Origin of the sequence: Chryseomicrobium palamuruense (assembly GCF_042649045.1) — a bacterium.
In the GTDB taxonomy this organism is placed as follows: Bacteria; Bacillota; Bacilli; order Bacillales_A; family Planococcaceae; genus Chryseomicrobium; species Chryseomicrobium palamuruense.
The window spans coordinates 287,840-299,760 of record NZ_JBHSEF010000011.1 but is presented as its reverse complement, the minus strand read 5'-3'; the positions used below and the strand labels follow the sequence as shown (position 1 = coordinate 299,760).

General features: G+C 41.1%; 12 protein-coding genes. 4 read left to right on the top strand and 8 right to left on the bottom strand.

Annotated features, from left to right (window positions below):
• Positions 1-83: 83 nt before the first annotated feature.
• Together ACFO0S_RS06000 and ACFO0S_RS05995 are read right to left on the bottom strand one after the other, a co-directional pair.
• Positions 84-2,153 (bottom strand): RNA degradosome polyphosphate kinase, encoded by a 2,070-nt coding sequence (locus tag ACFO0S_RS06000; protein WP_378140904.1) that lies wholly within the window; start codon positions 2,151-2,153, stop codon positions 84-86.
• On the bottom strand, positions 2,150-3,688 hold the full coding sequence (locus ACFO0S_RS05995) for a Ppx/GppA phosphatase family protein (RefSeq protein ID WP_378140903.1): 1,539 nt from the start codon (positions 3,686-3,688) through the stop codon (positions 2,150-2,152). Before ACFO0S_RS05995 ends, ACFO0S_RS06000 begins: the two co-directional genes overlap by 4 nt.
• Positions 3,689-3,807: 119 nt before the next feature.
• Between ACFO0S_RS05995 and ACFO0S_RS05990 the strand changes: the two genes are divergently transcribed.
• On the top strand, positions 3,808-5,082 hold the full coding sequence (locus ACFO0S_RS05990) for an MFS transporter (RefSeq protein WP_378140902.1): 1,275 nt from the start codon (positions 3,808-3,810) through the stop codon (positions 5,080-5,082).
• 34 nt (positions 5,083-5,116) lie between these two features.
• Here the strand turns inward: ACFO0S_RS05990 and ACFO0S_RS05985 are convergent, their stop codons facing one another.
• From ACFO0S_RS05985 to ACFO0S_RS05975, 3 genes are read right to left on the bottom strand one after another with little or no spacing between them, the layout of a single operon-like run.
• Positions 5,117-5,902: a carbon-nitrogen family hydrolase gene (locus ACFO0S_RS05985; protein ID WP_378140901.1), complete on the bottom strand. Its 786-nt coding sequence runs from the start codon at positions 5,900-5,902 to the stop codon at positions 5,117-5,119.
• 51 nt (positions 5,903-5,953) lie between these two features.
• Positions 5,954-6,847 (bottom strand): manganese catalase family protein, encoded by an 894-nt coding sequence (locus ACFO0S_RS05980; protein ID WP_378140900.1) that lies wholly within the window; start codon positions 6,845-6,847, stop codon positions 5,954-5,956.
• 3 nt (positions 6,848-6,850) lie between these two features.
• On the bottom strand, positions 6,851-7,081 hold the full coding sequence (locus tag ACFO0S_RS05975; RefSeq protein ID WP_378140899.1) for a DUF2642 domain-containing protein: 231 nt from the start codon (positions 7,079-7,081) through the stop codon (positions 6,851-6,853).
• Positions 7,082-7,157: 76 nt separating this feature from the next.
• On the opposite strand from ACFO0S_RS05975, the gene ACFO0S_RS05970 reads away from it, so the two are divergent.
• The 3 genes from ACFO0S_RS05970 to ACFO0S_RS05960 are packed head-to-tail and all read left to right on the top strand — an operon-like array spanning position 7,158 to position 8,831.
• Positions 7,158-7,739 (top strand): SLOG family protein, encoded by a 582-nt coding sequence (locus tag ACFO0S_RS05970; RefSeq protein ID WP_378140965.1) that lies wholly within the window; start codon positions 7,158-7,160, stop codon positions 7,737-7,739.
• Positions 7,720-8,148, top strand: a complete 429-nt coding sequence (locus ACFO0S_RS05965; protein ID WP_378140898.1) for a hypothetical protein — start codon at positions 7,720-7,722, stop codon at positions 8,146-8,148. The genes ACFO0S_RS05970 and ACFO0S_RS05965 overlap by 20 nt, the downstream gene beginning before the upstream one ends.
• A 59-nt stretch (positions 8,149-8,207) precedes the next feature.
• Positions 8,208-8,831 carry a spore coat protein gene (locus ACFO0S_RS05960; protein ID WP_378140897.1) on the top strand — a complete coding sequence of 208 codons (624 nt, stop codon included), beginning with the start codon at positions 8,208-8,210 and terminating at the stop codon, positions 8,829-8,831.
• 25 nt (positions 8,832-8,856) lie between these two features.
• Here ACFO0S_RS05960 and hisF read toward each other — a convergent pair whose 3' ends face one another.
• The 3 genes from hisF to ACFO0S_RS05945 all read right to left on the bottom strand — a co-directional run bounded on the left by hisF (position 8,857) and on the right by ACFO0S_RS05945 (position 11,915).
• Positions 8,857-9,630, bottom strand: coding sequence for an imidazole glycerol phosphate synthase subunit HisF (gene hisF, locus ACFO0S_RS05955; protein WP_378140896.1), 774 nt, complete (start codon positions 9,628-9,630; stop codon positions 8,857-8,859).
• On the bottom strand, positions 9,624-10,244 hold the full coding sequence (gene hisH / locus ACFO0S_RS05950; protein WP_378140895.1) for an imidazole glycerol phosphate synthase subunit HisH: 621 nt from the start codon (positions 10,242-10,244) through the stop codon (positions 9,624-9,626). Before hisH ends, hisF begins: the two co-directional genes overlap by 7 nt.
• A 195-nt stretch (positions 10,245-10,439) precedes the next feature.
• Complete coding sequence (locus ACFO0S_RS05945; RefSeq protein ID WP_378140894.1) at positions 10,440-11,915, bottom strand: glutamate synthase subunit beta; 1,476 nt, start codon at positions 11,913-11,915, stop codon at positions 10,440-10,442.
• Positions 11,916-11,921: the final 6 nt, after the last annotated feature.

Below are 11,921 nucleotides of genomic sequence, written 5' to 3'. Positions count from 1 at the left end.
GAAATCTAGTTTCCATACTACTCTTTTTTAATTCGCATGACAAACTTTTTGTGAATCGAAATATAAATTAAATAAACGGGCGCTTAGTCTAAGCGCCAGCCATTTTTTGCATATCCCATAAATTGTTGTTGAGCATGAATTTTGGTGTCTGATTTTCTGTACGTATAGATTCCTTTCGCGTTTTGAACACGAGCTTTTACCGTATCCTGAAGTTCAAGCTCAAGTATCGAAAGAATTCTCTTTTTGATAGCAGGTGACAGGATTGGAAATAATATTTCTACCCTTTTAATCATATTACGTGTCATCATGTCTGCAGAAGAGAGATATAATTTTGATGCTCCGTTCCTATGGAAATAATATATTCGTGAATGCTCTAAAAATCGTCCGACGATACTGATAACCCGGATGTTCTCGCTTACACCTTTGATTTCTGGCCGCAGACAACAGATCCCTCGCACAATCAAATCAATCTTTACCCCAGCTTGAGAAGCTATGTATAACTTTTCAATGAGATCTTTATCCGTCAAAGAATTCATTTTCAGCTTGATTTGACCATTTCCGAACGTGTGATGAAATTCAATCTCTTCATCAATCAATTCCACAAAACGATCTTTGATTTCAAAAGGAGAAACGACGAGTTTCTGATAATCTGGTTTATCCATATAGCCACTCAAGTAGTTAAAGAACTTTGTAGCATCAGCTCCGACTTTTTTATTTGTTGTAATAATGCTCATATCCGTGTAGATTTTTGCTGTCTGGTCATTATAGTTCCCTGTGCCAAGGTGTACAAATTGCTCAATTTTACCATGTTTTTGACGAATAATCAGCGTAATTTTAGAATGCGTCTTTAAATTATGCATTCCGTAAATGACAAGACACCCTGCTTTTTCAAGCTCTTTGGCCCAAATGACGTTGTTCTCTTCATCAAAGCGAGCTTTTAATTCCACGAGAACAGTGACTTGTTTTCCATTTTCAGCTGCACGTTTCAGCGCTTGTATAATAGGTGAGTTCCCACTAACTCTATATAATGTTTGCTTTATGGCAAGGACCGATGGATCATTTGCAGCTTGCTCAATGAAATCCAAAATAGGTTGGAATGATTCGTACGGATGATAAAAGAACAAATCTTGCGTGAGTGCTTTTGTAAAAATATCTTCTTCTCTTTTTAAGTCGGCGGGTTGTTGTGGCATAAATACAGGATAGCTCAGCTTTGGAAATGATGTATCAAAAAACTTCGTGAATGAAAAGAGAAATGTGACATCAAGTGGTCCATCTACTTTATACACATCGCCCCCTGTTATCTCCAGTTCATCTACTAAATAATGAAGGACTTTTTGTTTAATCTCCGAGGACTTTACTTCAAGGCGGCTAACCGCCCCCCATTTGCGCTTTTTTAATTCCTTTTCAATCTCAATCAGAAGGTCACGTGCACCTTCTTCATGAATAGTTAAATCTGCATTTCTAGTGATTCGAAAAGGATTGGCATGTTTTACTTGATAGCCTGTAAAGAGCTTAAACAAGTTCCCAATGATTACATCTTCAAGTAATACAACTGTATGCTTGTTTTGACTAGATTCTGCCACAATAAATCGCTTTAAAACGGAAGGCACCTGAACAATAGCGATTTTGGGTGTATCATCCGCCGTTGTCTCCTCAACCATCGCTAAAATATTCATCGTTTTACTTAATAGCACGGGGAACGGACGATAGGCATCTACAGCAACCGGTGTAATGACCGGATAAATTTCATCGTCAAACTGTTGGTCCACTATTTTTTTTTGTTCGGATGACAACTGACCATATGAAACGAGATGTATGCCTTCTTTTGGTAGTTCGACTTCCATCAGATGACGGTAAACTTTCATTTGTCGGGACACAAGAGCTTGGGTCTTCTCTGCAATTTCTTCAAGCTGCTGCATTGGTGTCAATCCTGATTTAGTTTCCGGATTTGAAAATCCAACGCGTACTTGATCTTGAAGACCCGCTACACGCACCATGAAAAATTCATCAAGATTGGAGCTAAAAATGGCAAGAAAACGTAATCGTTCAAACAAAGGATTGGCAGAATCTTCTGCTTCTTGAAGAACGCGCTCATTAAACGCTAACCAACTGAGTTCACGGTTGTTGAAGTGTGCATACGTGATAGAGCTCATGTGATTTCCTCCACTTCAAATGCAAGGATAACATTTCGGTTAATCAACTTTTCAATATGTTTTTTCATTTTTGCGGCTTGATAAGCCTCCAGGACAAACGAACCTCGAGTGAAAAGTGTCAAGAGAATGTCTTCTCCTTTTGCAAACATGGTGGCGTCTACTATGCTGGAATGCTTCGTTGTCTGTAACGAATGTACAAATCGAAGAAGAGCCCCTGCTTCTCGACACTCTTCAATCTCTTGCATCGTCAAAATTCCTTGGTAGGGCTGAATGTACTGTTGAAACGTTTGTTTGTTTTTATAGGAAGACAATAAAGCAAGCTTGAGTTTTTGTTTATTGGTAAACCCGTCAAGCGTACTATTAGTTAACAAATAGAATGTATGTTGACTGGCTGATTCAATATCTACTTGCTTTCCAAAGTGAAACAGCTGATAGGCGTACGTTAGCATTTCAGGGTCATCTGACCAATCCTGGATCCAACCGGCTTCTGCAAATTGGCCACGCAATTTTTGAAACGTATCAATCAGATCCGTATTATCCGCAGCTTCAATCGCAAACTTTCCATGAAGATGACGAATGGCACTTGAATCGACTTCATCTAAAAAAAATGTATGTTCTTTGTTTTCTTCCAACTTTTCAATGATGATTCCTTCACGTAGCCCTTTGCGACTGTGCATAAATAAAGTAGATCCTGTTAGTTCGAGAAGTGTTTCAAACGTGATGATAGCGCCGTCAATGACATCCGCTCGGTCTGACGACAATCCATCAATTTTCTTTCGTTCAGAAAAAGAAATTTTTTTCATTAAGTAATCAATTGACCGGATATCTTCGAGCGACATCTCATATTGATGTGTCCCAGAGAGTGGATAATTTTTTCGGTTCTGATCAATTTGAACGATGTTTCTCGCACTCCCTCCAATAGTAATCACGGGAAGTCCTTTACCTTGAATCCAAGGTTGTTCTTTAAATTGTTCGTGAACAAATGCTTTGATCGCTTTGCGTTCATGGAGAGTTGGTACATCTCCTGATACAAATTTATTTTTTAGAGTTACGACTCCAAATGGGAAACTATAGGACTCGACCAATTGCTTGTCCTTATAGAGTGTCACTTCCGTAGAACCTCCGCCCATATCGACTGTCATAGCGTCTCTAATATTTGTTGTCAGCACCACAGCTAAATACCCATAATAGGCCTCCTGTTTTGCACTTAAAACTTCAATCGTTAACCCGGTCTCTTGACACACACGTTCAAGAATATGTTGTTGGTTCGATGCTTGTCGGACTGCTGCTGTAGCGGCAATAACGGGTTGTTTTATGTGAAGGTCGTTCAAAACCGCTTGGAAGTTTAGTAGCGTCTCAATCAATCGATCGATTCCTTCCGTCTGCATTTCATTTTGCTCATTTAAATAGCCACTTAATCGAGCTACCGTTTTAATATTGTGGTGTTCTTCCAACCCTTTTTCGTACGAATAACTATAGACGACGAGTCGAATTGAGTTCGATCCAATATCAATAATAGCACGTAAATTTTCCATAGGCTCACCTACCGTTTCTTTTTATTATATCGAAAATTTGAGTGAGAGCTTAAATTTTTCAGAAAATTCACCTGAAATTCATTTCTGTAAGATACAATGAGAAAAAGGGGGACAATTTTGTGAAGAAGTATACGAAAAAAGAGAACAGTTGGGTAATGTATGACTGGGCTTCTTCTGCCTATACACTCATCATTACTACGGCAATTTTTCCGATTTATTTTAAATCCTCTGCTACGGCAGCTGGAATCGATGGCGCTGACTCAACAGCTTATCTAGGGTATACTATCGCTATTTTTACGACGATTTTAGCTCTACTAGGCCCCATAATGGGAACGATTGCTGATTATGAAGGCCTCAAAAAGAAATTCTTTGGTATCTTTTTCTCTCTAGGAATAGTTTTTACTCTTGCGCTCGCTCTGGTTCCGTTTGAAAACTGGCTGATGTTACTCATTGTCTATACATTTGCAGCACTTGGTGCGACAGGTTCAAACGTTTTTTACGATAGCTTTATCGTGGATGTCACATCTGATGAACGGATGGCTAAAGTATCTGCTCGAGGCTATGGAATGGGGTATATCGGAAGTCTATTTCCTTTTATCCTCGCTATGGGAATAATCGTCCTTAGTGGTAACGGCATCCTCCCATTTGCTGCAGATACGGCAAGTAAAATCGCGTTTTTCATTACAGCGGCTTGGTGGATCATCTTTTCCATTCCAATCTTCAAGAATGTCAAACAAGTGCATTTCGTTCCACGGGAGCCAAATCCTGTTGCTCAGAGTTTCAAACGACTTTTCACGACAATCAAAGAGATTCGTAAATACCGTGCAGTATTTTTATTCTTACTGGCCTATTTCTTTTATATCGACGGTGTGGGAACAATTATTTCGATGTCCACTGCTTATGGGACAGATCTAGGTCTTGATACAAATTCGTTACTCGGAATCTTATTTTTAACGCAAGTCATCGCTGCTCCATTTGCTTTCCTTTATGGTCATTTAGCTGCCAAGTTCGGGGAAAAGATGATGCTCTATGTGGGGATATTCGTTTATACCATTGTCTGTACGTATGCTTTTTTTATGGATTCTGTGACAGATTTCTTTATATTAGCGATGCTCGTCGGAACGTCTCAAGGCGGTATTCAAGCGCTTAGCCGTTCTTACTTTGGGAAGTTGGTACCAAAACAAAATTCCAATGAGTTCTTTGGGTTTTACAATATCTTTGGTCGATTTGCAGCGATTCTGGGGCCGTTACTCGTTGGAGTTACTGCCCAGGTGACAGGTAATTCATCTATGGGTGTCTTTAGTTTGATTGTTTTATTCATCATCGGCTTTATCATCCTGCGATTTGTTCCAGAACCAGACTATCATGCACCAGCTGTAGTTGTTAAAGAGTAAACAAAGATCCGGATGCACGTGCATCCGGATCTCTTTAGTCTAGCTTATATCGTGTAGGTAACCGGTCTTCAAATACCGGTACTTTTTTTCTAAACTCTTCAACATTCCCGAGGTCTAGCTCGGTAATCGCCACTTCTTCCCCACTTTTGCCCTCATATAAAATGGTTCCCCATGGATCAATTATGAGACTATGACCTGGAAATGCATTTGCTGGGTCGTTTCCAACTCGGTTCACTGCGACCACATACATTTGATTTTCAATGGCCCGCGCTTGAAGTAAGATGCGCCAATGATCAAGTCTTGCTGTCGGCCACTGTGCCGGAACTAGAAGTACATGAGCACCTTTTAATGCATAGTGTCTTGCCAGTTCAGGAAAACGTAAATCGTAGCACGTCATTGCTGCAAAACAGATCTCCTCTAGCTCAAATGTATCTGCGACCGTACCAGGTGATAAATAATGATGTTCGTTCATCAACTGGAACAAGTGCATCTTGTCATATACATGAATGACTTCTCCTGTGGCATCCACAGTGTAGCTCGTGTTGTAATAGTTGCTTCCTCTGCGGACTGCAACGGAACCACCATGAATCGTCACATTGCCTTGTCTCGCTAAAGATTGTAGAAATGTTATCGTTCTCTCTCCGTCTTCATCTGCATGCGATTCCAAGTTTTCTAAATCATAGGCTGCGTTCCACATCTCAGGCAATACAATAAGATCCGGCTGTTGTTCAAGAGCTTTTTTAATCAATTGTTTCATTTGCTCATAATTCGCATCCGGATCTCCAAAATGAATATCCGTTTGAATCGTTGCTATTTTCATATTTACCACTCCCTGACTTTAGTGTAGCAAAGTCAGTTGAAAATGCCTATATTAGAGATTTTCCATTAGACGTTTCGCTATTTTTCGGTAGTCTTCTGCTGTGATCCCAGGTGCAAATTCTTCTGGTAACTCATCCAAATCTGGCACTGGTGCTCCTTTCGGGAAACCTTCTTGTACGTATAGCCGTTGATTCGTCAAAGGATGTGTCCCTTTCCAGATTTGATTGATATCTTGGTAGTCTCCCTGGGTGTTCCACGTAAACAGAACGTTCCCATATCCACGATCTTCATATTTTCGAGCTTGATCAAACGCTCGGTTATCTAAATTCGGGATGGGTAGCATTTTAGTAATGTCCACACCTGTCGCCATTTCAATTGCCTTCGCATACGCCAAAACATGTGTGCCCCCGCGAACCAATAGATACCCAATCATTTCACGAGCCACTGGGTGATCGGTCATTTCGAAGACGCGCATTTTATGTGTACGTGCTCCACATTCTAAGAAGAAGTTATGCAAAAGGTCGAGAACAAGATTGCCACTTGAGAAGATGTAATCGCCACGCCACGCATTGCCCATCGAATCAGCACCGAGAGATGTTTGTGCGGTCGCAATAAAATGATGAGTATTTCGAGCGTCTTTTCCCAGTTGAAGCGGCGTGGTGTTTGGATCTCCATCAAACGAATTGGATTTATTCACAAGATTAATCGTATTGGAAACGAGTTCAACATGACCCACTTCTTCTGCTGCAATGCTTGCAACCAAATCGTAAAAAGGTTTTAATTTGGTTTTCGACCGAAAGTTGAACGACTGAAACAGATAATTGTTCAGTGTCGACATTTCTCCAAATTTCCCACCGAGTAGTTCTTGAACTGCAGCTGCCGCATTTGCGTCTCCGTATTCCACATGTGGCAATTCAATCAATAGTCGATTGGTCCGCTGAAACATCGTTTACACGCCCCTTGCTTCAGTGACCCAGATAATTTCCATTAAGCGGATGGCAAAGACTTGGTGTTGTATGGAAACTTCAATGGAATCATACCCTACCTGTTGGAGTACTCCTGTGAGAACACCGCGCGTTGTTTGGACCGTCACTTGTTGACCTTTTAATTGTGACAAATAGGCAGTGAATGTAGATTCTACATGTGCACTATATGTCAAACGTTGAGTTGATTGACTCATTTCATCCTCCTCTACTCTTTAACGTATTCTAGTGGAGGGAAATTGTTGACTACTGTACACTAAGATAAGAGGTGATATCGTGAAAAAACTTATCATTTCTGGCTACCGCGGAAATGAACTTGGAATATTTAACAATAAACATCCCGGAATCCGCATTATAAAAAAAGCATTAGAAGACCGTTTACTTGTTGATTTAGAGGAAGGACTTGAGTGGGTGTTGATATCTGGGCAACAAGGAGTCGAAATATGGGCAGCAGAAGTTGTTCTCTCATTAAAAAAACAAGGCATCCCATTGAAATTGTCCATCACACCACCATTCAGTGAGTTCATGTCACGTTGGAAACCGGAAAAACAAGCGGAATTTCGACAGTTGACACTTGCTGCAGACTTTTATCAAGCCTTAACAACTGGTGGATATCAGGGTCCTTGGCAATTTCAAGAAAGGGATAAATTCTTATTACGAAACAGTGATGGAGCACTTCTGGTTTATGACGAAGAGCAACCCGCGAGCCCTAAATTCTTTTTAGACCTGATTAAATCTTATCAATCTCAGCACCCACAGTATCGACTCGAACAAATCACATCCTATGATTTAAACGACACAGCAGAACAAATTCAATGGAAAGAAGGACAAGACAATGGAGCTAGCGATCTATAGTAAAGAAACGGACGAACCTGTAAAACTTGAAGATGAATCGTTTTTAGCTGAACCACTATCCATCTTAAAAACTCAAATTGAAAATTATCTATATGTTTCAAAACCTCACTATGCGGATTGGAAAGTGGAAGGCTACGTATTGGAATTAGATGATATTTTTCGATTTTATAATTTATTAGTGGGACTTTACATTCCAAAATCGAAACTTGCAGCAGTCGATGAAGTACTACAATCGATGTGGACCAATCCGGACTTTAATTATGCGCTTACGTATGAAGCAAATGAAGGAATCGCTGAATTAAACATTCCTATAAATTATGTGAAGAACTTTAACGAACATGCGACCATTGGTGAGACGATTCTTTTTTCAGAAAATATTTTAAAACGTATTTCTGAAAGAACTGCCTAAAGGAATAATCATTTCTCCATTGCACACACTTAAGATGTACGTGTAAAGGAGGAAGTATAATGTGGAAAAATCAGGCCGAACAATCTCAATACCAATCTTCTGAACAAGTCCAACCTGCTCAAAACCAAGGTGCACATGAAATTTTTGATGTGCAAGAAACACTGAAATCCTTAATTGGTGCTCAAAACCAGTTTACGTACTGGAAACCACAAATTAAGGATGGGCAATTGAAAGAAGTTGTAGAAAATCAGCATCTGTATTTAATCAACACGTACAATTCGATTCTAGAAGCCTTTCAAACAGGGCAAGCCCCCGCTCAAGCGACATATCCATATGAAATGAAGTTGATTCATGACTTTACTTTTGGTCTGAAACAACAGACACCACTTTCCCCTATTGAAGCACCAACGGCTGTCAATGATGCTTTGATTTCCGGTGTGTTGCTATCTGCGGTTAAGTCATGTGCAACCCATGCAACGACAGCGGCTCTTGAATGTACGAACCCTGTCGTTCGTCGTGTACTAGCGGATAGCGTTCCAAATTTCATTGAACTTGGTTACGAAATGTCGATTTATCAAAACCAGCATCATGTCTACCAAGTGCCACTTCTTCAAGAGGTGGATGCAGCCATGATTCGTAACAGTTTTCAACAAGCATCTAAAGTCGGTTTACCTATGAACTAGAAAAAGCACCCGACAGGGTGCTTTTTTAAATACGAACCGGGATCTGTTCATCCATTAAATGCTGTTTAATTTGTTGGATGGAATAATGACCGTAATGAATCATGGATGCAACAAGAGCTGCATCTGCATAACCTTCTTGGAATACCTCGGAAATATGTTCGAGTTTTCCTGCACCGCCACTTGCGATGATGGGTATCGATACATTATCGGAAAGGATTTTGATTAGCTCTACATCGTAACCGGTTTTCATGCCATCCTTATGGATACTCGTACAGATAATTTCTCCTGCTCCCCGTTCAGCAGCTTCTTGTGCCCACTCTATAACATCACGCCCTGAATTTTCGTGACCTGAATGGGTATAAACTTCCCAACGTTCAATCGTTCCGTCTTCTCTCATAATGGGCATGGCATCCAGCCCTAATACGACACATTGCTTTCCAAAGATAGAGGCTGCCTCATTTAAGAGTTCAGGACGGTTGACTGCCGCCGAGTTGACTCCTACTTTATCCGCACCTGCTCGAAGAAGTAACCGAAAATCCTCAATCGTCCGAACCCCTCCAATAACTGAAAAGGGAATATACACTTCTTCCGCGACTCGACGAATCCACTCATATTTGACCTCTTGATTTTTCAAAGAAGCGGTCGTATCGAGATAGATGAGTTCATCCGCTCCGTCTTCCGAGTATTTCCGCCCGAGTTCTGCTGGATCCCCAATGATTGTCGGATTGCGGAACTGGACATACTTAACTGCTTTATCATCGAGTACATCGATTGCTGGAACAATTCGTTTTTTTAACATGCCTCCACCTTCTTTGCATATCGACAGAAATTATCGAGAAGTTTCAAACCGGCTTGTCCACTTTTTTCAGGGTGAAACTGCACACCCATAATTTGCTCATTTCCTATAGCCGATGCAAATTCGTGTCCATAGTTTGTGAGACCAATTATATGCTCTTGATGTTTAGGCTCTGCATGATAGGAATGAACAAAATAGAAATCCGTTGTGTCAGGAAGATCCTTGAGTAGGAAGTGTTGTTGTGAATCAGCTACTTCATTCCAGCCCATATGAGGCACTTTCTGATTTTCAACTGAAAACTCTCTTACGGTACCTTGTAAGTATCCAAGACACGACGTATCTCCCTCTTCACTTTTCTCGAGTAAAAGTTGCATACCTAAACAAATCCCAAGAAGGGGAATTCCCTCATCCGTTTTACGCTGCATGTAAGTAGTCAGCCCGCGCTCGTCAAGTTGACGCATTGCTTGTTCAGCATGTCCTACACCAGGGAGAATGAGTTGATCAATAACATTTGTGAAGGTTCCATCTTCAATGCGAACCGAGGGGTACCCGAGTCGCTTGATTGCCTTTTCAACACTATGTAAGTTTCCTGCACCATAATCTATAATTCCTATCATCACTTTCGCCTCCTATTTTTTTATTATGCCACTTGACTCTAAAAATAGAAAGAAAAATAACTTTAGTGTAGTAGTATAGTGAAGTAATAACCATCGGTTTTTAAAAAATATAGTGAACCTTTTACGAGAGAAATAAGCTCATAATGAAAAAAGACCTGTTCTGATAATGAAATCAAAACAGGTCTCTAAACAATCCTATATTGCGACTTTTTCTTTCACTAGATACGTGTTAACTTTCTGGGCGGCTTCTTTTCCTTCTTTAATAGCCCACACGACGAGACTTTGTCCGCGGCGTGCATCTCCAGCTGTGAAGACGCCTGGCAAATTTGTTGCGTAGCTTGTACGTGAAGCGCGAATACGGTTACTAGAAAGTTCAAGATCAGTGCCTTCTGTAACTTCCAAGTCAATTCCTTCAAAACCAATTGCGACAAACACTACATCAGCTAGCCATACTCTTTCCGAACCAGGAATCTCACGGAAATAGTGAAACCCATCTTCTCCCATCACTTTATCCATCTCAATTGTATGAAGGGCAGTTACTTTCCCTGAAGCATCTTTTTCAATCCTTTTTGTTTGAATCAAATATTCTCGTGGGTCTTTGCCCGTAACAGCTTCCGCTTCCTCGTAGGCATAATCCATTTTAAATATTCCTGGGTCGGCTGGCCACATATGATCATTATCTCGGTCATTCCCGAGTCGCGGATGCTTACCAAACTGGACAACCGATTTGCATTTTTGTCTAAGCGCAGTGGCCACACAGTCTGCTCCAGTATCGCCTCCACCGATGACAAGAACATGTTTGCCTTTCACATCAATAGGTGCTTTCTTCTCACCATCTAAAAGACTTTTAGTTGTCGAGGATAGGTAAGTCATCGCAGGAATGATACCATCGGCGTCATCTCCTGGGAGATGGAGAACTCGCTGACGCTGAGCACCTACACATAAAATAACCGCATCAAATTCTTCTTTTAATTCGTCCAATGTCCGGTCTTTCCCAATTTCACAGTTGACAATGAATTGGATTCCTTCCTGTGAGAGAAGGTGTACACGTCTTAACACGACATCTTTATCGAGTTTCATTGACGGGATCCCGTACATCAAAAGGCCACCTGGACGATCGTCCCGTTCAAAGACGGTCACTTGGTGACCATCTTGGTTTAAATCATCCGCTGCAGTGAGTCCAGCTGGGCCTGAACCAACGATGGCGATTTTCTTCCCTGTTCGCGTCTTTGGAATGCGCGGAGTGATCCATCCTTCTTCGAATCCCTTGTCGATAATGCTGCGCTCAATTCCTTTAATAGCTACAGCAGGTTCTGAAATCGCTAGTGTACAGGAACTTTCACATGGAGCTGGACAGACACGACCTGTGAATTCGGGAAAATTATTCGTCATGAGTAAGCGGTCGAGTGCATCTTTCCACTGACCTCGATAGACCAGGTCGTTCCACTCAGGAATCACATTTTGTATCGGACACCCGGCTGCAACACCACGGATTTCTATCCCCATATGACAAAACGGTGTACCACAATCCATGCACCGTGCACCTTGCACTTTGAGCTGTTCATCGGTAAATCGTTCCCCGTATTCTCCAAAATGTTTAATTCGCTTCTTTGGTGGCTCTTCGTGCGGCTTTTCTCTTTTATATTCCATAAATCCTGTAGGTTTTCCCATACGCTC

Coding starts and splice junctions, on each gene's coding strand:
- ACFO0S_RS06000 (WP_378140904.1), bottom strand. CDS start 2,153: ATGAGCTCTATCACGTATGCACACTTCAACAACCGTGAACTCAGTTGG.
- ACFO0S_RS05995 (WP_378140903.1), bottom strand. CDS start 3,688: ATGGAAAATTTACGTGCTATTATTGATATTGGATCGAACTCAATTCGA.
- ACFO0S_RS05985 (WP_378140901.1), bottom strand. CDS start 5,902: ATGAAAATAGCAACGATTCAAACGGATATTCATTTTGGAGATCCGGAT.
- ACFO0S_RS05980 (WP_378140900.1), bottom strand. CDS start 6,847: ATGTTTCAGCGGACCAATCGACTATTGATTGAATTGCCACATGTGGAA.
- ACFO0S_RS05975 (WP_378140899.1), bottom strand. CDS start 7,081: ATGAGTCAATCAACTCAACGTTTGACATATAGTGCACATGTAGAATCT.
- ACFO0S_RS05965 (WP_378140898.1), top strand. CDS start 7,720: ATGGAGCTAGCGATCTATAGTAAAGAAACGGACGAACCTGTAAAACTT.
- ACFO0S_RS05960 (WP_378140897.1), top strand. CDS start 8,208: ATGTGGAAAAATCAGGCCGAACAATCTCAATACCAATCTTCTGAACAA.
- hisF (WP_378140896.1), bottom strand. CDS start 9,630: ATGTTAAAAAAACGAATTGTTCCAGCAATCGATGTACTCGATGATAAA.
- hisH (WP_378140895.1), bottom strand. CDS start 10,244: ATGATAGGAATTATAGATTATGGTGCAGGAAACTTACATAGTGTTGAA.
- ACFO0S_RS05945 (WP_378140894.1), bottom strand. CDS start 11,915: ATGGGAAAACCTACAGGATTTATGGAATATAAAAGAGAAAAGCCGCAC.